Genomic DNA, 22,141 nt, shown 5'->3' with positions numbered 1-22,141 from the left:
AAATGGAGAAAATCAGCATTTTTTGGTTTAGAAGAGACCTTAGAATTGAAGATAATCATGGACTCTTTCAAGCGCTTAATCAAAGTGAAAATGTTTTACCACTATTCATTTTTGATAAAAATATTCTTGACAAACTAGAGAATAAAGCGGATGCACGTGTAGAATTTATACATGATCAAATCACCCTGATCCATAATCAACTTGGAAGTAAAGGTTCCTCACTATTAGTTAAATATGGCGATCCGGTAACCGTTTACCAGGAGCTATTAAGTAACTATAAGATCCAAGCGGTCTATACAAACAGGGATTATGAGCCATATGCCAACAACCGGGATGAAAATATAGCGGTACTGCTCCACAAACAAGAAATTCCATTTCATGCATTTAAAGATCAACTGATTTTCGAACCCGGGGAAATACTAAATGGCACAGGGGAATTCTACAAGGTCTTCACTCCTTTCAGCAGAGTTTGGCTGAGCAAATTTGATCCTAAAAAAATCGAAGACTACCAACCCATGCACTGGAAAAACCTACTTCAAACGACCGCTTTCGACGTACCTACTTTAAAGGAAATCGGTTTTGAAAAAAGTGATGTTTCCATTCCATCAAAAACTGCTGACGAGGAAATCATCTTTCATTACAATGAAACCCGTGATTTCCCCGCCAAGAATGGTACTACCAGACTAGGGGTCCATTTGCGTTTTGGGACTATTTCCATCAGAAAATTGGTGCTAAAAGCTTCGGAACTAAACACCACTTACCTGAATGAATTGATCTGGAGGGAATTTTACATGATGATTTTGACGTACAATCCACAGGTTGTAAATCAGGCTTTCAAACCGGCTTATGATCGAATACCCTGGAGAAATAACGAAGAAGAATTTCAGGCTTGGTGCGAGGGGAAAACAGGATATGCCATTGTTGATGCTGGAATGCGGGAGTTAAATGCCACTGGATACATGCACAACCGTGTACGGATGATAGTCGCCTCATTTCTCACCAAACATCTTTTGATCGATTGGCGCTGGGGGGAAGCTTATTTCGCAGAGAAATTGCTCGACTATGAATTGGCATCCAACAACGGCGGCTGGCAGTGGGCAGCAGGAACGGGTACAGATGCCCAGCCATACTTTCGGGTATTCAATCCAAGCTCCCAACAGGAGAAATTTGACAAGAACTGGAAGTACATTAAAAAATGGATTCCAGAAATAAACTCGGATAAGTACCCAAAACCGATAGTAGATCATAAATTTGCTAGGCAACGTGCAATAGACACCTACAAATCAGCTCTCAACCAATGAATATAGGAGACCGAGTAAGATTACTTCATGGAAACGAAGAAGGAATCATCCGCAAGATTTCTTCCGGCGGAAGAATACAGATAGAAATTGAAGATGGGTTTATCATTCCCGCTATGAAATCAGAGCTGGTTCTCATCCACGAATCTGAAAAGAAACACTTTGGAGATAAGCCTGTAGAAGAAAAGGAAAGTGAAACACCGATGCCTATTTCCGGTCCAAAGGATCAGGGACTTTACCTGGCATTCCTTCCTATCAACGACCAAAGTCTTAGCCTTTACCTGATCAATGACAGCGCTCAGGCCTATTTGGCCCATGCTTCGGAGGTATTTGGGGAAAATCAGCGCACTTTGCTTGCTGCTGTGCTAAATCCTGGTGATGCTAAGAAATTTGATGATCGATTGCTGAAGGAAATGGATGAGTGGCCAGCATTTTTGCTCCGTTTTATCCCGATTCACAACACGCTGGAGAAGGCAAAACCAGCTTTTGAGCGGCAGCTGAAGATGAAGCCAACCCAGTTCTTCAAGCATCTTAGCAAAGCGCCCCGACTGGATAAGACAGCCTATCTTTTCGCTTTGGAGCAGACTACCAAAGAGCTTGATATTCGTGCGCTCAATCAGGAATTGGAACAAATTAATCCCAAATCTGTAGTCTCAATACCAGTCAAACCATCCAGATCCATCGATTTACATATAGAAAAGCTGGCTACAGATCCCAAGGGAATGAGCAATTCGGAGATGCTGCGCATCCAGCTGGAGTCTTTTGAAAGGAATCTAGATCAGGCGATAGCTTCGGGAATGGATGAAATCACATTCATCCATGGCATTGGAAATGGTGTGCTTCGCAAAGAAATTCATAAGCGACTAAGCCAGCATCAAAATATTAAGTACTTTCAGGATACGCAAAAAGACCAATGGGGCTACGGTGCCACTTTGGTCAGAATCTCCTAATCTATGCAGGCAAAAGTATCACCTGTCTTTCAGCTTTTTGAAACGCAACACCAAGAGGCTAAGGCACTTTTCTTGACCTTGGGAAAGCAGATCAAATCAAAGAAAGTGTTTGAGCTCCTCGGGAAAATGGAATTTCTGGAGCTTTACGCCGATCTGATGGCAAAGATCCATTTCGATATTGAAGGATTGAATTTTAATATTTTCTCGGATTTCAAAATGATGAAGAGAAGCCTGAGGAAAATCCATCATTTCAAATTGGCAGAAAAAAGCCTGAATGACCGGGAGCAGAGACTGGGAATTAAATACAACGGCTATAGAATCCATCTCGACAAATACAAAAAACAGCTCTATACTGAAGCTTTTGATCTGATCGTTGGCAGCACCTTAAAAAGCTGGGATGATTTTCACGGCAAAGCTTTAAAGGCGAGCAGAGGAATCAAGCCCTTGACCATCAATACCGCCGTAAATCAGATCATCCAGGAAGAATTAGAATTTTTCCAGCTGGACAAAAAAGGACCGATGGACAGCAAAGCGTTGAAGGATACTTTTGAAGGCTTGCGTACGATAATCATGCTCGAGAATTTGTTGATGAATTTAGGCTTCAACCCAATTTTCATCAATTCTATCCATCAGGAAATAGCTGAGCTAAAGGACAATCTCAAGCCGTGGTATTCCAACCAGCTTTCCCTGCAATCCCTAAGTCATTTCCTTAGAGACAAACCTGAGGCTGGCAAAAAGTATCTGGATTGGCTGAAAGAACTAAAGGAGCAAAAGACAAACCTCTCTTCCCTAGCTGAAAACCAAGCCCATGAGTTGTTTGAGAAGATATTGAGGTGATAAATAAGTTCTGATGGCAATTTCAAAAAAATCCGTTAGACTTCTCGCTTTAGGCACGGTTATGCTTTCGATTAGCTTTTTAGTGATTTTGAATGAATTTGAAAAAGCTGGAAGCAAAACACAGCTTGAGAACTACTTCAAGCCAAATCAGATCGGAGAACTTAATAGACTAACTGAATTCGTTGTTGGCCAAATAACTAACTGTGACGGAGATCAGGCAGATTGCATAAATAGATACTTTGATCGATATAAAGACTACGATTATGAAATCACTGGAATTTCCAAACCAATGCAAAGCGAACTTTTGAACGCCATATCTCCTGATATATTTAGTGATATTTGGGCTATTTGTAAAGGAACAAGATCCTATTCCGAAGATAGTGTAGTAAACGTTGAGTCTCTCTATCCCAAAACAGATGGTCAATTCGGAAGTTTTTTAATAAATTACTGTTCTACCACTAAAAAGGCTTGCTGCATATGGAAACACCTTTGAAACGACCGGAGGTTTCCCTCCATCTATGACAGTTCAGCTCTTGAAAACCCATTATCTTTCGACTTGGATCGAAAGATGAGCTTTTACTAGTTTCTGTTCATCTACTAACCCTGAATCAGGAAGATAAAATTGTAGATTACAAATCCAAAAACTAGCTTTTTGTTTTAATAATCTCTTGTATGGCTGTTCGCTGAATCTCAGATCTTGATTTTGAGTAATAGTCCATCATACATAAATAACTTTTTCTTCTCAATCTGGAAAGTGTAATTGTTGTTCCCAGTATGGGTGCGTCCCCATCCCAAAGCCCCGGACCGTTGTATCTTATTTGTGATTACAAAAAGTGTTCTTAAACTCAATAGTGTGAGATAATCACCCAAATACTTTTTTCTGTATTTTTACACGAATGTCAGTAAGTCAAATATTCCTTGTTATTATCAGTGGACTAGGAGTCATACATGGTTTGTTTATAGCGCTGTTTCTGTGGACGACAAAAAAAGGAAATTCGCTTGCTAACCATTTACTTGGTACACTGCTCCTGGTTTTGTCATTCCGCGTTGGTAAATCCGTCTTTCTCGAATTTCATGAAAACCTGGAGGCCAAATTCATTTTTGTCGGTCTGGGCACACTGATGGCCATAGGCCCCCTTTTTTATCTCTACACAATGGCAATCATTGATCAATCTTTTCAATGGACCAAAAGACAATTGCTGCATTTTTCACCATGTTTTTTGGCGATGCTGTTCGGTCTCTGGATTAGTGATAGTGACATGAAAACCTTACCGAAGGCATTATTTATAGTGCTCTTTGTATGCTATTATACCCACTACTTATTTTATCTTATCAAAAGCAAGCGATATCTCTCCAAACAGCGCAAAGCCGGAATACCCGACCAGACATATAAGCTTCTTACATTGCTCCTCTATGGCTTGTTTATTATTTGGGTAGCATACGTGCTCAATCTGTTTGATGAAATGTTCCCCTACATTGTGGGTCCAATACTTTATTCTATTGTAGTCTATGTGATCAGTTTTATTGTGATATCAAAAGGGTATATCCAAGTTTTCAAGCAGGATAAATACAAAACAACAAGGGTATCTGACCAACAAATGGAGCAGCTATTCTCAAGGGTCAGCAGACTGATGATTGAAGAGAAGCAATTTAAAAACCCTGAACTAACACTTAAATCTCTGAGTGAAGCCTTGAAAGTAAGCACACAGGTGCTTTCAATGGTAATCAACCTGAAGAGTCAGAAAAACTTCAACGCATTTGTAAACAACTTCCGAGTGGTATATGCCATTCAATTGTTTGAAGATTCCAGCTACAACAACTATACAATCTCCGTCATTGCATATGAAGCAGGGTTCAATAGTATTTCCAGTTTCAATAGTGCTTTCAAAAAACAGACAGGCAAAACACCCCAGATATACAGACAGGATTTGACAGAATGATCTTTTGCTTTTGCGAAATGATCATTTAGAAAGGATTTGAAACACTTGTCTGGTTGTTTTGCTCAAAATCATAGAAAGCAAATGTCACTATTCAAGAAAACACTGAAACGGGTATTACTTACCATACTAGGATTAACCCTCTTGCTTTTTGCCTTTGGGTATTGGTTTATCAGCTTGATTCCAGAACCAGATCCCGAGAATACCATCAGCCTAACGGTCATCGGATCGCTCCCCTATCTAAGCGAAAACAAAATTAAAAACAGAGGGAGGATCCTAGCCGTAGTTACAAGCACAGAAACAATGGGTGTAAGCGGTAAAGCTACAGGATATGAACTCACAGAACTATCACGGGCATACTACGTCTTTCAAGCAAACGGTTTTGAAGTGGATGTGGCCAGTCCAAAAGGCGGTGAACCCCCTGTCATCATTGATGATGAAGACATGGGGGTGTACGATTTTGCCTTTCTCAATGACTCTGTTGCTCAGCTAAAGACAAAAAACACACTAGCTATGTCTGAAGTGGATAATTCACTGTATTCAGCCATCTATTTTGTCGGTGGAAAGGGGGCGATGTACGATTTTCCTGACAACCCCCATATTCAGTCAATTGTCAGTTCTTATTATCAGTCAGGGAAGGTTATTGGTGCAGTTTGCCATGGTCCTGCTGCTTTGGTGAACGTTAAAGTGGAAGGCGGAAAGCCTTTGTTAATGGGTAAGTCCGTTAGCAGTTTTACAAATAATGAAGAACTCTTTCTGATTCCTGATGCAAAAACCATTTTCCCTTTTTTATTGGAAGACAGGTTGATTGAAAGTGGGGCCAATTTCAAAGAAGGTAATATGTATTTGGAAAACGTAGTGAGTGACCAAAATCTGATCACAGGACAAAACCCATGGTCCACCTGGAGGCTAGCGGAAGCCATGATTAAACAATTGGGTTACCAGCCCAAAACACGTATCGTTACACCTGAAGAAAATGCTGTCGAGATACTTGGAGTCTATCAAAAGGAGGGATATGAGTCCGCAAAAAAAAGAATCACTGAAATGGCCGTTAATCACAGAGAAATGAATCGCACCTTACTGGCTATGCATTGTTTTGTATCGGCAATGCAATGGAACTTCACAGAATGCATTCAGCAAATTGGCTTATTGAGCCATGCAAAAAATATACTAGAAGAGGTGGAAACTTCCAGATACGGGCTTTAGTTGTGAAGACTTTTTGATGTAGCGAAATTGAAGGTGATGCTTCACCTATTGGACAAACAAAGAGCTCATCGCCCCAGGGTAAATGCCGACATCAATAATACTGACATAAAGTACCATCATGTAACAACACTAATTGAAGTTTCAGAATACCACAAAATGTATCCGTTGGGGACAGCAGACCTTGTGAAACCAAAATTCAAAGAAGGAATTAAAATAAACCTTCATAGAGCGTTGGAAGGTGAACCTTTGTTTGGCACTGTTTCAAGGTCAACAACGGGAAAATAGCACATATCGATTACTTGCGAAGTCGAACATAAACCCTATGGCAAAACAGGGAAATCAGTTGGTATTGATACGGGTATAAAGGAACTTGCCGTTCTTTCAGATGGAAGCATCTATGAAAACATCAGATCACTTAAGACCAAATTAAAGAAGCTCAGGTTTGGGCAAAGACAGCTTTCGAAGAAAACAAAAGGAAGCAGGTCAAGGGGAAGGTAAAAACAAAAACTTGCAGGGATGTCAATGCGACAAAGAACATCTTAACACAAGATATAAAGGTATTGTCTGGTTGTGGGGATGCAGTCGGACACAAACAAAACGGGATGAGGCGTTGCCATTGGGCGGGTCTATGACCACCGAAGTCCAGCCCATCGGCTCTGTCGTGAGATGGTAGTTCACAAATATCAACTCCAAATTCAGTAAAGCATAATTCCAAAATCACGTGCTATTTTCGGATGTGATTTGTAGAAAATCTTAAATTGAACGGAAAAACAGAAATAATTTATAAGCACAAAATATAGCATTCATTGGAATGCTCGAAAAACTCATGAAAATCATTTCTACAAATCTTGGAAAGCCTACTTCTTTCACCTGGAATGGAAAAGAAGAGATTACGGGGATTTATAAAAAGCCTACAGGCAAACCGATCTATTTGACAAAGAACGATGTCATCAATGATGAGGTCTCCAACAGACTAAATCACGGAGGATATTATAAGGCTTGCTATATCTTTTCCGCGGAGCAATATCCTTATTGGAAAGATCTGTATCCAGACCTGGATTGGTCCTGGGGAATGTTTGGTGAGAATCTGACCGTTTCCGGATTTGATGAAAATGAAGTTTACTTAGGCGATATTTATAAAGTTGGCGAAACCTTGGTGCAGGTTTCTCAATACCGGGAACCCTGCTATAAATTCGGTCATAAGTTTGGAACTCAACATGTCATCAAGCAATTTATCCAACATGGCTTTGGCGGAACCTATCTGAGTATTTTGGAAGAGGGGTATGTGGCCATTGATGATGAATTCATTCTAGTTGAGCGACCTAACTCAAGCCTCTCCGTTGCCGATTTATTCCGATTGGTTTTTGCTAAAGATAAAGATCAGAACCTCTTGAAAATTGCCGCTAGCAGCAAAGCTATTCCGCCAAAAAAGAGATTTTTACTAAGCTCATTTATCAATTCCAGCTCATAAAATCCAGTCAAGACATAGACAAGTAATTGACTCATTAACCGCTGAATAGTTATGATTTACTTTACCCAACTTATTTACATTCTGGACGGTGAGGAAGCAAGTTTTTTGGAATTTGAAGCTGTTGCCATCCCTTTAATTGCAAAACATAAGGGCAAGCTACTATTCAGATATAAACCTAGTTCTGAAAACATTATCGAGCAAAACATAGAAATGCCTTATGAAATACACTTGGTGGAATTCGAAAATGAGCAAGATGTAGCAGATTTCTTCAAGGATGAGGAACGTAAAAAATATATCCATTTGAAGGAACAATCTATTAAGTCAGTCTGGCTTATTAAAGGTGCAAAACTGTAATTAGGGTGCAATGTTAAAATTATAATTAATCAAACCGAACCCCTCCACATCCACCATAAACCCAAAATATCTCTTAGCTTAGCAGCCTTTAACAAAAAACCAAACCTATGGATACCTCACACAAAACCTCATTCCAATTTATCAGCGAACCATCAGACATCAATTTTGGAGGAAAAGTGCATGGAGGTGTAGTGATGAAATGGATAGACCAAGCGGCTTATACCTGTGCCCGCACTTGGTCTGAAAGTTACTGTGTAACCGTTTATGTTGGCGGTATCCGATTCTACAAACCTATCAATATCGGTGAGGTGATCAAGGTGGATTCCCAGGTGATCTATACTGGAAGTTCTAGCATTCACATTATGGTTGAGGTTTATTCCCGGGATTTTTCTCAAAGGGAATTTGAGAAAAAGACTCACTGTATTATCATTTTTGTATCAGTAGATGAAAATGGTTCTCCCAAAAAGGTAAAACCTTGGATTCCCCAAACCGATCAGGAAAAAAAACTGGAAGAATACGCTACCAAACTAAAAGCACTCAGAGAGGACATTCATAACGAGATGAAGCCCTTCTTTAATGAGTAGTTTTGAAGTTAAAAGTGAGAAGCAAAAGATACAACTTTCCCAAAGTTTAAAAACTATGGGAAAGTTGTATCCATAAAGCACGATGAGTTCCTGCTTCTGAAGTAGCAGGAGGCTTTGCAATTTGATTTATCTATTTCACAATGCGTTATCTTTGGACTCCTCGCTGTTTAATAAGAGCCTATTTACTCTCAAGACCACTTCTCATCTCCAAACTATTTCCTTCTTTAATTTTTTGAAGGAATAAACCCTCCACATAGAACTGCCAGTCTGAAAACTTAATTGCCTGATTGGCTAAATGAACATGATGATCCTGATCTAAAATGTAATCATCCGGCTTGTTCAGTACTCTGGTTTTACCATAGGTGTTTTCCAGTTCCGCCAATTGGGTTTTCCATTCGACTTCAAGATCCAGCAGTTTCCCTTTTGCAGCTTCTCTCTCTTCAGCAGTTTTTGCCAGATCCCACGCCGCCAGAAGCAGCAGTGATTTATTAGAAAATTGAGCTACTTTAGCCACTTGCTCATATACTTCCAGCGTGTAATTATTTCTGAGGGCTGCTTTTTTGGATTCAGATATCCTGTATAAAACCGAATCTATCACCTGCTGGTTTTCTTTCGCTTTGGCCAATTTAGACCTATTACTTTCCGTCCATTCTCCCGGAGCATTTGCCTCCGGCAATGTCAACACTGCATCCTGCATAGGATTATCCATACTTCGCAGTTGGTTTCGGTCTTTATCATCCAGTAAGGCATTTTTCCAAAAGGCGACGGGTTCTTCCAGGTCATTGATAAAGGCAAAGCCCTCTGCAACCAATTCAGGACCGAAAGTACGCTGTCTATAGGCTGCATGAAGCTCATCAGAAGTCCGCTTTTTACCTGCCCAGGTGTATTCCGAAAAAATTGCAATCCCCCTGCCGTATAATTCAAAATGTGGAGAATCATCATCCCAAAGTGTCAATAGCAATCCATCAGCCTTATTGGCAATGGAGATCAATGCAAAATCCCGGATATTTGCCGTATTACTCTCTTCAAGCGGCATCAGGTTCCAGCGAGTCTGGCCTGCTGTAGCCCCCATCACTTTGAACCCATGATCAGTAAACCACTGCATTGCACGATTATTCCCTATAGACTCGGGCATGTCATAGTTCCAGCGCATATACACACAATTCTTTGGAAACATATCCACATACTTGTTCAGATTTGGCTCATTCACCGTCCAGATACTATCCACCTGGGCTTCAGATAAATTCCCGTTGAAAATAGATCCATAAACTTCCGCATTTTTCAATGGCATATCATCCCAAAAAATCGGAGTCAATCCTTTTTGGTCAGCATATTCACTTACTCTATTTAGCCAGATCAACTGTAATTCCAACGCTGATTTACCACTTCCTCTTCCTGTAGTATGCACTTCATCCCCTCCCACATGTAGGTACTGTGCATATGGAAAAGCCGCCAGTGCATCCGCATATAAATCAAATTGCACCTCATAGGTTCGCTCATCAAGCGGATTGAAAGCCCAATCACTATCTGGATCATCGCGCAGATCCCTGTACTCGTCATGTTTCAAAATAAAGGATGCATGTCCCAACCCTTGCACCAATGGCGAAATTGCGATATTCCTAGCCATGGCATACTCGCTAAGTTTTTTCCATTCTTTGATAGACCACGCATCTGAAGATCCAACTTTTGGCTGCTTTTGGAAAGCCAGCTTATCTTCTATTTCAAGGATAACCCCATTGATTTTCATTTCTGCCAATCGGTCCATCAGTTGATAATAATATTCCTTCTTTTCCATGTGGTGTTTGACATCCAGATGCACCGCCCGGTACATCAATGCCGGCTCATCTTTTATAGAGATCAAGGGCAAAGCAGCCTCCTGATCCAGCGCATCCTGCACTAATTGCCCCAGAGTAATTAACCCGTACCAGAGCCCTTCTTTTGTAGCAGCAGTGATAGTAATATGATCTTCGGCAATATCAAGGGTGTAAGCCTCAGCCTTAAGCTCAGCCCCCTCATCTAAGTTGAGCGTCAACAATTTATTATTCCCGTTTTCAAGAGATTTCCCTGAGATAAAATCTGCTTTTGCCTCATCTGCCAGTTTTCCGATATCAGAGACCTGCAAGTCAGAAATTCCCGAAATCTCCATAGATGAAGGACTGGGTAAAATCATAAAGTTACCCTCTTTCTTGGAAGAATAATTGCAGGAAGAAAGCAGTAATAAGATTAGCAGCAGATTGAACGTTGAAAATACGCGCATGTAATGAGGTTATCTGGTTTAAATAATGATGAATTGGCTAAAATACCAAATATTCGAAGCTATTAGAACCACTCAACAAACAATTATAAAGCTATTAGAACTTTAGGCTTTAATATTCCCATTTTTTCCCTAATTTTTAGGTTGAAGGCTCGGAACACGACCTGTTTCATGCTCTTTTTTCAAACCCAACCTAACCTAAAATGCTCACATTGTTGATTATCCTTTTTGCCTTGGCAGTAATTCTTGTTGCCATAGTGAAATTTGACATTCATCCATTTCTCGCACTTTTCTGTGGTGCTATTCTTTACGGACTTTTATCGGGAATGCCTGGAGAATTGATCCTTCAATCCATTTCCGAAGGATTTGGAGGGGTATTGGGAAGTATTGGCCTTCTGATATTGCTTGGTGTGATGATGGGCACTTTTCTGGAAAAAACTGGGGGAGCTATCGTAATTGCTGAGAAAATCCTGTCTTGGATTGGCGAGAAATCGGTAACCCTTGCTATGATGATTTCAGGTTATATCCTTTCTATTCCTGTATTTGGAGACAGTACCTTTATTATGATGAATCCCATCAGCAAATCGCTTTCGTTGAAAAGCAAGGTTCCTTATGCAGCCACCACTATTGCTTTGGCCTTGGGGGCTACCGCCTCACACTCGCTTGTCCCGCCCACACCAGGACCGATTGCAACAGCAGGAATCTATGAAGCTGATCTTGGAATGATCATTTTCTACGGGCTTATCGTAAGTTTGATTGCCCTGGTTCCCAGCTATATTTTTGTCAAAAAAGTAGCCTATAAAATTCCATTAATGCCAAAAATGGCTGTAAAAACAGAGGAAATTGAAAAGAAACAAAGACCGTCAGTGTTTGCTTCTTTTCTTCCTATTGTTGTTCCATTGATTCTGATTATTGCAGCTTCCATTGCCAAATACCCCACAAAACCATTTGGAGATGGTGCTTTTTATACCTTTATCCAATTCGCAGGAAGCCCGGTCATCGCCCTACTGTTAGGCGCTTTTATGGCCTTTAGCTTGCCAAAGAAATTTGATGCCAAATTGCTTTCCTCCTCTGGCTGGATAGGTGAAGCGATTTTGATTGCTGCTCCTGTCATTCTGATTACAGGTGCTGGAGGAGTATTCGGGAAAATGCTGCAAAACTCTGGAATCGGGGATCTGGTCAGTGCCAGTATGAGTGGTGCAAGCTGGGGGATTTTTCTTCCGTTCTTGATCGCTTTTGCCCTAAAAACCGCGCAAGGCTCATCCACCGTAGCGATGATAACTACCGCATCGATTATTGCTCCCCTATTAGGAAGTCTTGGTTTGGATTCTGAAATCATGCGCGTATTCGCTGTCTTGGCAACAGGAGCCGGTGCTATGGCGATCTCGCATGCCAATGACAGTTTCTTCTGGGCAGTGACCCAGCTGTCAGGATTATCTATCAAGCAGGGCAATCAAACACACAGTCTGGGTACACTGATCATGTCCGTAACGGCGATAAGCGTGATATACTTAATCACTTTGATAGTGGTATAACTATCTAGCAGATAGACAGCATGCAAAGCCAATGTTATGAAACTTCTGATTTTACTACTTTCCTTCCTTTCACATTCAATAATTTCCCAAGCCCAGATCCTCAAAAAACCAATTCCGGACAAGCTCGTAGTTCTCACCTTTGATGATGCGCCTGCAAGCCAGTATTCTGTCGTAGCTCCCCTGCTTCAAAAATTTGGGTTTGGTGCGACTTTCTTTGTCTGTGAGTTTCAGCCCAATTACACTGATAGCACCTTGTATATGACTTGGAGGCAGATTCAGGAACTGGACAAAATGGGGTTTGAAATCGCCAATCATACGCATACCCACGCGAATGTCAGTAAACTGACCCAGGCAGAATTCAACACACAACTCATTTACATCGAGGCAAAATGCGACTCTTTAGGAATTGCAAAACCCGGCAACTTTGCATATCCCGGTTATGGATTGAATGCACAGGCTTTGGAATTTTTAGAAGAAAAAGACTATACCTTCGCACGTGCCGGAGGAAGCAGAGCTTATGATCCTTTGAACGATCATCCTTACCTGGTTCCAAGCTGGGCGACAAATGAAAAAAATAAGGAAGAGATTCTTTTATCTTTTGAACAAGCAAGAGACGGAAATATTGTCATCCTGACCATTCATGGCGTTCCCGACATTGAACATCCTTGGGTGAATACCCCGCCAGAACTTTTCAAGGAATATCTTCACTACCTTAAGTACAATGATTTCACTGTTATTTCTATGCGGGAATTGGAAGATTATATTGATGCAGAAGAGGCGAGAAAACTTATTGCTCCGGATTTAACCAAGAAACTTGCCAATTAATACCTGGATAAATAAAAGCCAAAACCAGCCATACAATCCGCCTTAATCCTTCTTTCGGGATCTCAAAAAAACTATTTTCCTCTTTCAGTTTTTCTACTCTCAAAAATAAAATGAAAAAATGAACCAAGGAATGTTCTTCTTGTGTAAAACCCTAACTGTAAATCAATGCAGCTAGGTTCTAACAGCCTAAATGGACAAAGATCAAGAGAAAAAGGACGAAAAAAATCAATTCGAAGAAATGATTCAAGGGTTGATTGACAATAAATATGGCTGTAGCAATGATTTCGTAAATGAAAATATTGTCAGCGGTCTGAGAGAAAATATACTGCGTGCTGACCAAAGTGGGGTCCTAAAGGCAGCTGGCATTGGAAGTCAGAAAAACCACATTAAGAATTCGCTGATCAGAGGAGATAAAATCAAATGGATAGACGAGAAAAGCGTCAATCAATTCGAAATGGTCTATTTAAAAAAAGTAAGCAACTTCATTTCACATTTGAATAAAACCTGCTTCACTTCAATCAAGAGTTTTGAAAGCCATTATGCCAATTATGAGCAAAAGAGCTTTTATAAAAGGCATGTGGATCAATTCAAAAATGAAAAAGGAAGGAAATTTTCTATTGTACTATTTCTGAACCAAGACTGGCAAACTGAAGATGGAGGTATGCTTTCCTTATATCCAGAAGGAAGGCAGACAAAAGATATTTCACCTATTGGCGGCAGGATAGTCTTCTTTCGAAGCGATGAGATGGAGCATGAAGTTCATCCTTCGTTTACCCGGGAGCGAAGAAGTATAGCCGGGTGGCTAAAGAATTAAGCGGGTATCCTCATTGATACCGGAAGCCAAAATTACTTGCTCAGTCGGTCAAATGACCGAGGTGGCCTCAATACCTTTGTTGACTAAATCCTTAATTTCACTAGTCTCTTTATTGATAGAAAAACGGATATACATAAAATATATCCCCAAAACTTCCTATAACTAAAAGGTGATCCGTTTCCAGATCACCTTTTATATTTCCATTTATCCAATCAACTTATGCCAGATCATAGCGATCGAGCATCATTACTTTATTCCAAGCAGCCACGAAATCCTTCAGGAACTTATCTGAAGAATCAGACGAGGCATATACTTCCGCTAATGCGCGAAGCTCCGAATTGGACCCGAAGATCAAGTCTGCTCTAGTTCCAGTCCATTTCACCTGACCTGTCTTGCGATCTGAACCTAGGAATGCATGCTGGCCTGAATCTGCTGCTTTCCAGGAAGTCCCCATATCCAAGACATTCACAAAGAAGTCATTAGTCAAAGCTCCAGGAGTTTCGGTGAATACACCGTGGTTAGAATTGTCAAAATTTGTTCCTATAACCCTCAACCCACCTAGTAAGACTGTCATTTCGGGAGGAGTAAGTTTCAGTAGTTGAGCCCGGTCTATGAGCATCTCTTCAGCTGAAGCCTTATGAGTAGGTCGGAAGTAATTTCTAAACCCGTCCGAAGCAGGCTCCATAGCCGCGAAAGAAGCAACGTCAGTCTGTTCTTGAGAAGCATCCATACGACCTGGAGTAAAAGGAACTGTAATATCCTTACCTGCATTTTTTGCTGCTTTTTCTACTCCGGCACAGCCTGCCAAGACAATTAGATCAGCCAAAGAAATCTGTTTTCCGCCTGAATGAGAAGAGTTAAATTCCTTTTGAATAGTTTCCAGTTTATCGATCACTTTTCCAAGCTGGGTAGGATTGTTTACAGCCCAGAATTTCTGGGGAGAAAGTCTGATTCTTGCTCCATTGGCTCCTCCCCGCATATCTGATCCTCGGAAAGTAGATGCCGATGCCCAAGCCGTTGAAACCAATTCGGATACTGACAATCCTGAATCCAAGACTTTAGCCTTTAATGCCGAAACATCTGACCCATCTACCAATTCGTGATTTACAGCTGGTATAGGATCTTGCCAGATCAACTCTTCGGTTGGCACTTCCGGACCCAAATAGCGCTGAATAGGTCCCATATCCCGGTGCGTCAATTTGAACCAGGCTCTGGCAAATGCATCTGCAAACTCATCAGGATTTTCGAAGAAACGTCTGGAAATCTTCCCGTATACAGGATCTTCTTTCAATGCCAAATCAGTTGTCAACATATTTGGGGCATGCTTTTTTGCAGGATCATGGGCATCTGGAACAGTTCCTACGCCTCCATCGCCTTTTGGCTTCCATTGGTGTGCTCCCGCTGGGCTTTTGGTCAATTCCCACTCAAATCCAAATAGATTTTCAAAGAAATTATTGCTCCATTTCGTTGGAGTGGTAGTCCAGGTCACTTCAATTCCAGAGGTAATGGTATCTCCAGAATGGCCTTTACCAAAGCTATTCTTCCAACCCAAGCCCATCTCTTCTATACTCGCTCCTTCCGGCTCATGTCCAACGAATTCTCCTGGATCTGCGGCACCATGCGTCTTTCCAAACGTGTGTCCACCTGCAATCAAGGCAACAGTTTCCTCATCGTTCATCGCCATTCGACCGAAAGTCTCCCTAATATCGTGTGCAGCTCCGATTGGGTCTGGTTGTCCTTTTGGACCCTCTGGATTCACATAGATCAATCCCATGTGAGAAGCTCCAAGCGGATTTTCCAGATTTCTCTCTCCATCTCCGCTTCCTGCATACCTGTCCTGATCGCCAAGCCATTCTCCCTCAGAACCCCAATAAATATCCTCCTCTGGCTCCCATACATCCTCACGGCCACCAGCAAATCCAAAAGTTTTAAAGCCCATTGTTTCCAAAGAAACATTTCCTGCCAGAATCAATAAATCAGCCCATGAAAGCCTTCTTCCATACTTCTGCTTGATCGGCCAGAGTAAATATCTCGCCTTATCCAGATTAGCATTATCAGGCCAGCTATTTAACGGAGCAAAGCGCTGGGATCCTGATCCTCCACCGCCTCTGCCGTCAGCTATACGATAAGTACCTGCGCTATGCCAGGCCATTCTGATAAAAAATGGGCCATAGTGTCCGAAATCTGCCGGCCACCAATCCTGCGAATCTGTCATCAGATCAGCCAGATCTTTTTTCACTGCAGCAAGGTCCAATTTCTTGAATTCCTCAGCATAATTAAAATCTGGATCCATAGGATTGGATTTCGATGAATGCTGACGTAGAATGTTCAAGTTCAATTGATTCGGCCACCAATCTTTATTCTTTGTTCCCCCGCCGGCTGTGTGGTGAATCGCACCACTGGTAAATGGACATTTTGCCTCACTATCGTTGACATCCCATACTGGGTCTGTATAATCATGTCCGTTTTCTTTGTTATCCATATGATTAGGGTTTGTATTTAATTGATTTTTACTGGAGCTAATTTAGGAAAATGTTTATTTATGTAATTAAAAATTCAATTGATAAAAACTATGAGTGTTGCCGATATGCGATAGAATCAACTTGCATAAGAGCTACATTTCAAAATATCAAATATTTGGGAAACAAACCACTTTAAATGTCAGTAGACAAGGCTCAATTTCATTAAATTCTTGAGTTTTCGCTAAAAGGTAGTATTTTGAAAATGTTAAATCATTGAAAACCGAAAGGTTAACGTTTTTAATTTCCTCTTGTCTCAACATAGCTTAAAAACAATCCATTATGGTAACACTGCTCATTATTATTGGAATTATTCTGCTACTGGCAGTCATTCTCGTAGGGATTTTCAATCGATTTGTCAAAAATAAAAACACCGTAAAAGATGCCTGGAGTAATATTGATGTGGCGCTGAGGCGTAGATACGATCTTATTCCTAATCTTGTAGAAACTGTAAAAGGCTACGCAAGCCATGAAAAAGAAACATTGGAAGCGGTGATTCAAGCCAGAAACACCGCAATGGCTGTCCCGACTGATGACATCAATCAGCAGATACAGGCAGAAAACCAGCTCCAAAAGACTCTCCGAAGCATTTTTGCGTTGAGTGAAGCATACCCAGATCTAAAAGCAAACACTAACTTCCTCCAACTACAGGACAAACTCAACGAAATAGAAGAAAATCTTGAACGGGCAAGGCGCTATTACAACGGCACTGTCCGCGAAAACAATACCTATGGAGAAAGCTTCCCTGGAGTTCTTTTTGCAGGCATGTTCAGTTATCAGCATTTCGACTACTTCGAGGCCGAGCCAGAAAGCCGTGAAAATGTGAAGGTGAGTTTCTCATGACAGGGGATCAAAGACGTGCTAAACCTGGCATTTTTTAAGCAAATGAGACCTATTATGAGAAAAACCTTATGTCTATTCCTTTTTCTGTTTGTGCAGCTAGAGGTCTTTGCACAGGATTTTAGCGTCACTTCGTATTCAGTCGATATTACTGTTCATAAGGAGGGATGTTTTGATGTAATCGAAAAATATAACCTCAATTTTGAGGTTCCAAAGCACGGGATTTATCGGAACATTCAAACCTCCTATGATCTACTCAATGAAGATGGCCAGGAAGAAACTCGAAAAATCAAGCTTAGGAATATTTATGTTCCGGGCTATAAGTTTGATGCGCCTTCAAAAATAGGACAAAGGATGTCCAACAACCTGCAAATAAAAATCGGAGATGCAGGTATTACACTGGAAGGACCGCAGCAATATGAAATCCGCTATAGCGTTGAAAATGCTTTCCTCCACGAATCCGAAGCAATTCTATTTTATTGGAACATAAAGCCAAGCGATTGGGCTGCACCTTTCAATAAAATTGACTTAAAGATCCATTTGCCAGATGGAATCATTCTAACTCCCGAAGAATATTATGTTTATTCGGGAGATGTAGGAAATTCTACTCCTACCAAGGACTTCGACACAAAGTTTTCGAATGGAGTCTTTTCGGGAGAAAGCAAACCCGGCGTTGTTTCTTCAGGTGGTGAAGCCGTGACTGTGCTTTTGAAATTACCTTTGGGAAGTATCAAAGAGATCAAACCTTTTTGGCCTTTCTGGACAGACTATGGGTGGATTATTATTTTGAGCTTAGTTTATATTGCTTTTCATGCGATCTGGAAAAAACATGGAAAGGACGATTTAGTCACGACGACTACCAGCTATTATCCTCCGAAAGATATGGATCCAGCCATGGCTGGCTATCTGATTGATGACTCTGGAGACACCGCAGATCTAATTTCTCTAATTCCATTTTGGGCTTCCAGCGGATACCTGGCTATTGAGGAGATTGATGAAAAAGGATGGTTTGCAAAGGATGACATCAAACTCACCAAGCTGGAAGAAATCCCAACAGATGCTCCAATATACCAGCGCCAGTTGTTTAACGGCTTATTTGCATCTAAATCAGAAGTACTGGTCAGCAGTCTCAAAGAGAAGTTCTACACCACGATGAGTACGGCTGCAGGAAGTTTAAAGGACTCTGCACAGATTTATTATGTCAACAAATCCCGAAGAATCAAGAATTTCACTATCGTGGCATTACTAATTCTACTCTTTCTTCTTGCACCAACCTTTTTGTTTTTCTGGGGAATACTAGCAGCAATCGCTGCAACAGTCTCTGTCATTCTCTTAATAACCCTGAGCCAGTTTTTAATCAAAAAGAACAAGGACGGCACAATGGTTTTATCTGAGCTGAAAGGTTTCAAACAATTCATCAAAGTTGCTGAGGAGAACAAGCTCAAAATGCTACTCAAGGAAGATCCAACCTATTTCGAATCCACAATGAGTTATGCATTGGCCTTTGGGATGTTTGACAAATGGGCAAAAAAATTCGAAGGATTGAATTTAGAGCCTCCAGCTTGGTATCACTCTACTTCGGGTAGGCTCATGACCATGAGCCATTTTTCCAAGTCCTTCAACAATTCTATCAAATCCACTCAATCCACTATGATCAGTTCACCTTCAAGTTCTGGTGGGTCCGGCGGAGGTGGGTCATCTGGAGGTGGATTTGGCGGAGGTGGAGGCGGAAGCTGGTAATTAATCCTATTTACTAATAAAATCACACCCATTCTCATACCCTTTACCAGTCGTTATATCATCTTTTATATAATGCATGAAAAAGCAAAGACCGAAGTGGCCTAAATGCTATTATTTCCAAATCTCTTGATGCCTTTAGTACTTTCCTCATAGAATATCGGATATACATGATAATCTTAAGGATGACGCTGTTTTGGTAAATGCCAGTAAACACATTTGAAGAAAAGATATATTTCTTTGATTCAGTCAATAAGTGATGAACTGAGGCTTTAAGAAATAGTTGAAGATCCAGTAGAAATTATTCAGACAATTAATGACCGGGAAAATTTTCAGAATAGAAAATTTGGCGAGTTGGTAATAATTTTAGGAAATCAGACTTAGATGAAATCGAGCATATTGCAGCCCGACCCAAAAAGAGATGATTAGCTATCAAGCGGGATTCAATAGCCTGCCCGACTATTCGGCGTGTCCATAAAAATCAATTATAAGAATATGAAAAACAGTGTATTTATAGCTACAAGCCTTGATGGTTTCATTGCCGGAAAAAACGATGACCTGGCTTGGCTTTCTACCTTTCCTGAAATTGATCATATCGATACCGGATTTAATAAGTTCACCTCCCGCATCGATGCATTGCTCATGGGAAGAAATACCTTTGAGGTGGTAGCAGGTTTTGAAGGAGAATGGTTTTATAAAAAGCCGGTTTTTGTCTGGAGTAATTCCCTGACAGAGATTCCTGAAAAACTTCGGGACAAGGCATTTCTAATCAAAGGAAGTATTCCGGAGGTACTATCTGAAATTCATGGTAAGGGTTTTCACAATCTCTACATCGATGGAGGCAAAACCATTCAGAGCTTCCTAAAAGAGGACCTAATTGACGAAATGATCATTACCACGATTCCTGTGTTATTGGGCTCGGGCATTCCTTTGTTTGGAGGGTTGTCTAAGCAACTGATATTCGAATGCATTCAATCTACCCGCTTTTTGGACAAAGTCGTGCAAAACCATTTCGTCAGATCCAGGTGAATTTATCTGGCAGTCCATCCTCCATCTACAGTAAGCATAGATCCAACCATATAAGTGGCTGCATCCGAAGCCAGGTAGATCGCTGCACCTTGGATTTCCTCCAGTCTCCCCCATCTCCCGAGAGCTGTAGCGCCTACCACAAACTTTTTCCCTTCTTCGGTATCTGCAATAGGCAAGTTCATTTCTGTCAAAAATGGCCCCGGACAGATTGCATTTACCATAATATTAAATGGTGCGAACTCCAATCCCAACGCCCGTGTCATTTGTACCACTGCGCCTTTGCTGGAAGCGTAAGGCGTCCTGTTCGCTAGTCCAACCAACCCTAGCGTACTCGCCAGATTGATGATACTTCCTTGACCAGCTTCTTTCATATACGGGGTCACCGCTTTGCAGCAAAGCCAGGTTCCCGTTACGTTGATATCCATTACTTTGCTGAATTCCTCCTGTTGCAATTCGTCGATCGCTCCGCGGATGTTAATTCCTGCACTGTTGATCAACACATCGATTCTTCCGAAAGCATCAAAAGCCGCTTTAGCCATGGCTTCTGTCTGCTCTTTTTTCACGACATCTGCTTCAAATCCAAAGGATTTTACGCCATAAAGTTCGGAGATTCTCTTTGCTGATTCCTCTCCTTCTTTCACATTTCTGCTGACAAGCATCACATTTGCGCCAGCGGAAGCAAGCCCTTCAGCCATTGCCAATCCCAGACCTTTGGAACCACCTGTGATGATGGCTGCTTTTCCACTTAAGTCAAAAAGTTTGATTCCAGGTAATTTATTAGACATGATCACGAATCTGTTAATGGTTTGAACTATATATTGATTTCCTTATTACTTTTTAAAAACACTTATTTCAACCCCAGTGAACTTCTACTGTAATTTAGACACTCCACCACATTCTTCTCCTCAAAAGCCAACTGCTCTTCAGGACTGAACCCGGTAACATGGGGAAGCGCTCCAGGAAAATCATTTTCCTTTATCATCCGCAGGACTTTGGCAGTCTCCTGAGCAGATGCATTTTCGAACGTAGCCCAATACCCATCAGTCAGATACGGAATCTCTAATGGGTCACGGGTAATCATCTCCAGGCTAAAATTAATCCCTGGATTATATTCCCTACACAGCTCCACTGCCATCTTCAAATCAACTATACCTTGACCCAGAGGAACTTCAGATAAAAGAAACCCATCCTTATAATCCTTCACTCCCATATCTTTCACATGCGTAGAAAAAGCGTAAGGAGCCAAAACTTTAATGACTTCCATAGGATCTTCCAGAAATGACACATTATTTCCAAAATCCAATGTCACTCCTATCCATTCACTGCCCAGATTAATAATGATAGCTTCCAGTTCTTTGGCAGTCCAGTCTTTATGATTTTCTACTGCTAGCTTTATTTTATGCTTTCGCACAATCGGTTCCGCCAATCCTATAGATTTCAAAGCATTTTCTTTAAATGCGCTATACTCCTCAGCGGTTTTGAAATTCACATACCTTCTACCTCCCAAGCAAGCAGTACGCAAAACCTTGGCACCAGCTTCTTTTGCAGCTAGTACCTCTCCCTCAAATCTCGCCACCTCATCCATGGACTTTGGAAGCGCTATACTACCCTCCAGGTATAAATCCAGCTTTTCCCTTCGATCCCGCACTTTTTTGGCAAAATCCTCCGCCCAACCGCTCACCAACACCTGTACTCCGCCAGCACCGATTTGCTTACAATGCTCCATCAAATCAATTGCATCAGTAAAACCAGGATACTTCTCACTAGCTTCTTGAGAATGCCATCTGGCTCCATAGGAATGGACAACCACACCCATTGGGGTACTATTCAAGTAGCCGGGAATGGAAGGAAATGGAAAGCTCATCGCCATTGCTCCAAGGCTTGCTGTTCTAATAAAATGTCTTCTATCAGCCTCAGGTTTGGTTAAATCTGATCTTGAAGTTTTCATAGG

At 41.2% G+C, this 22,141-nt stretch carries 21 protein-coding genes; 17 read left to right on the top strand and 4 right to left on the bottom strand.

All coding sequences use genetic code 11. The annotated features are described in order from the left end of the window. Window positions 1–2: 2 nt before the first annotated feature. From AS141_RS16310 to AS141_RS16265, 11 genes are all read left to right on the top strand, one after another. Window positions 3–1,301: a cryptochrome/photolyase family protein gene (locus AS141_RS16310; protein ID WP_057938748.1), complete on the top strand. Its 1,299-nt coding sequence runs from the start codon at window positions 3–5 to the stop codon at window positions 1,299–1,301. Next, window positions 1,298–2,248: a Smr/MutS family protein gene (locus AS141_RS16305; RefSeq protein WP_057938747.1), complete on the top strand. Its 951-nt coding sequence runs from the start codon at window positions 1,298–1,300 to the stop codon at window positions 2,246–2,248. Before AS141_RS16310 ends, AS141_RS16305 begins: the two co-directional genes overlap by 4 nt. Before the next feature lie 3 nt (window positions 2,249–2,251). Next, on the top strand, window positions 2,252–3,085 hold the full coding sequence (locus AS141_RS16300) for a hypothetical protein (RefSeq protein ID WP_057938746.1): 834 nt from the start codon (window positions 2,252–2,254) through the stop codon (window positions 3,083–3,085). Window positions 3,086–3,098: 13 nt separating this feature from the next. Then, on the top strand, window positions 3,099–3,578 hold the full coding sequence (locus AS141_RS16295; RefSeq protein WP_057938745.1) for a hypothetical protein: 480 nt from the start codon (window positions 3,099–3,101) through the stop codon (window positions 3,576–3,578). A gap of 403 nt (window positions 3,579–3,981) precedes the next feature. Next, a complete protein-coding gene (locus AS141_RS16290) occupies window positions 3,982–5,025 on the top strand; it encodes a helix-turn-helix domain-containing protein (RefSeq protein WP_057938744.1) in 1,044 nt (347 codons plus the stop codon). Between the two features lie 81 nt (window positions 5,026–5,106). Continuing rightward, entirely contained in the window at window positions 5,107–6,228 is a 1,122-nt protein-coding gene (locus tag AS141_RS16285) for a type 1 glutamine amidotransferase domain-containing protein (protein ID WP_057938743.1), read from the top strand. A gap of 36 nt (window positions 6,229–6,264) precedes the next feature. After that, window positions 6,265–6,513 carry a hypothetical protein gene (locus AS141_RS26880; protein ID WP_057938742.1) on the top strand — a complete coding sequence of 83 codons (249 nt, stop codon included), beginning with the start codon at window positions 6,265–6,267 and terminating at the stop codon, window positions 6,511–6,513. 3 nt (window positions 6,514–6,516) lie between these two features. Further along, on the top strand, window positions 6,517–6,726 hold the full coding sequence (locus AS141_RS27425; protein ID WP_082632339.1) for a transposase: 210 nt from the start codon (window positions 6,517–6,519) through the stop codon (window positions 6,724–6,726). A 328-nt stretch (window positions 6,727–7,054) separates the two neighbouring features. After that, window positions 7,055–7,699: an MOSC domain-containing protein gene (locus tag AS141_RS16275; protein WP_057938828.1), complete on the top strand. Its 645-nt coding sequence runs from the start codon at window positions 7,055–7,057 to the stop codon at window positions 7,697–7,699. Between the two features lie 51 nt (window positions 7,700–7,750). Further along, a complete protein-coding gene (locus AS141_RS16270) occupies window positions 7,751–8,053 on the top strand; it encodes a hypothetical protein (RefSeq protein ID WP_057938741.1) in 303 nt (100 codons plus the stop codon). Window positions 8,054–8,160: 107 nt separating this feature from the next. Beyond that, complete coding sequence (locus AS141_RS16265) at window positions 8,161–8,637, top strand: acyl-CoA thioesterase (protein ID WP_057938740.1); 477 nt, start codon at window positions 8,161–8,163, stop codon at window positions 8,635–8,637. 178 nt (window positions 8,638–8,815) lie between these two features. On the opposite strand, the gene AS141_RS16260 is transcribed toward AS141_RS16265, so the two are convergent. Then, the gene (locus tag AS141_RS16260) at window positions 8,816–10,894 is read right to left on the bottom strand and encodes a beta-N-acetylhexosaminidase (RefSeq protein WP_057938739.1); all 2,079 of its coding nucleotides are present in this window, start codon (window positions 10,892–10,894) and stop codon (window positions 8,816–8,818) included. A gap of 200 nt (window positions 10,895–11,094) precedes the next feature. On the opposite strand from AS141_RS16260, the gene AS141_RS16255 reads away from it, so the two are divergent. The 3 genes from AS141_RS16255 to AS141_RS16245 all read left to right on the top strand — a co-directional run bounded on the left by AS141_RS16255 (window position 11,095) and on the right by AS141_RS16245 (window position 14,065). Next, window positions 11,095–12,426 (top strand): GntP family permease, encoded by a 1,332-nt coding sequence (locus AS141_RS16255; RefSeq protein WP_057938738.1) that lies wholly within the window; start codon window positions 11,095–11,097, stop codon window positions 12,424–12,426. A 36-nt stretch (window positions 12,427–12,462) separates the two neighbouring features. Next, entirely contained in the window at window positions 12,463–13,251 is a 789-nt protein-coding gene (locus AS141_RS16250; RefSeq protein WP_057938737.1) for a polysaccharide deacetylase family protein, read from the top strand. Window positions 13,252–13,441: 190 nt separating this feature from the next. Further along, window positions 13,442–14,065, top strand: coding sequence for a 2OG-Fe(II) oxygenase (locus AS141_RS16245; RefSeq protein WP_057938736.1), 624 nt, complete (start codon window positions 13,442–13,444; stop codon window positions 14,063–14,065). A 217-nt stretch (window positions 14,066–14,282) separates the two neighbouring features. Here AS141_RS16245 and katG read toward each other — a convergent pair whose 3' ends face one another. Further along, window positions 14,283–16,547 carry a catalase/peroxidase HPI gene (gene katG / locus AS141_RS16240; RefSeq protein WP_057938735.1) on the bottom strand — a complete coding sequence of 755 codons (2,265 nt, stop codon included), beginning with the start codon at window positions 16,545–16,547 and terminating at the stop codon, window positions 14,283–14,285. Window positions 16,548–16,866: 319 nt separating this feature from the next. Between katG and AS141_RS16235 the strand changes: the two genes are divergently transcribed. The 3 genes from AS141_RS16235 to AS141_RS16225 all read left to right on the top strand — a co-directional run bounded on the left by AS141_RS16235 (window position 16,867) and on the right by AS141_RS16225 (window position 20,190). Beyond that, window positions 16,867–17,427 (top strand): LemA family protein, encoded by a 561-nt coding sequence (locus AS141_RS16235; RefSeq protein WP_057938734.1) that lies wholly within the window; start codon window positions 16,867–16,869, stop codon window positions 17,425–17,427. Between the two features lie 54 nt (window positions 17,428–17,481). Then, entirely contained in the window at window positions 17,482–19,164 is a 1,683-nt protein-coding gene (locus AS141_RS16230) for a DUF2207 domain-containing protein (RefSeq protein WP_057938733.1), read from the top strand. A gap of 492 nt (window positions 19,165–19,656) precedes the next feature. Further along, window positions 19,657–20,190: a dihydrofolate reductase family protein gene (locus AS141_RS16225; protein WP_057938732.1), complete on the top strand. Its 534-nt coding sequence runs from the start codon at window positions 19,657–19,659 to the stop codon at window positions 20,188–20,190. Between the two features lie 2 nt (window positions 20,191–20,192). Here AS141_RS16225 and AS141_RS16220 read toward each other — a convergent pair whose 3' ends face one another. Then, window positions 20,193–20,975: an SDR family NAD(P)-dependent oxidoreductase gene (locus AS141_RS16220; protein WP_057938731.1), complete on the bottom strand. Its 783-nt coding sequence runs from the start codon at window positions 20,973–20,975 to the stop codon at window positions 20,193–20,195. Window positions 20,976–21,037: 62 nt separating this feature from the next. Continuing rightward, on the bottom strand, window positions 21,038–22,138 hold the full coding sequence (locus tag AS141_RS16215; RefSeq protein WP_057938730.1) for a sugar phosphate isomerase/epimerase family protein: 1,101 nt from the start codon (window positions 22,136–22,138) through the stop codon (window positions 21,038–21,040). Between the last annotated feature and the right edge of the window lie 3 nt (window positions 22,139–22,141).

It is taken from the genome of Algoriphagus resistens, from assembly GCF_001442615.1.
Lineage (GTDB): Bacteria > Bacteroidota > Bacteroidia > Cytophagales > Cyclobacteriaceae > Algoriphagus > Algoriphagus resistens.
Note: the sequence above shows the minus strand (reverse complement) of the source record. Positions and strands in the feature narration are given on the sequence as shown.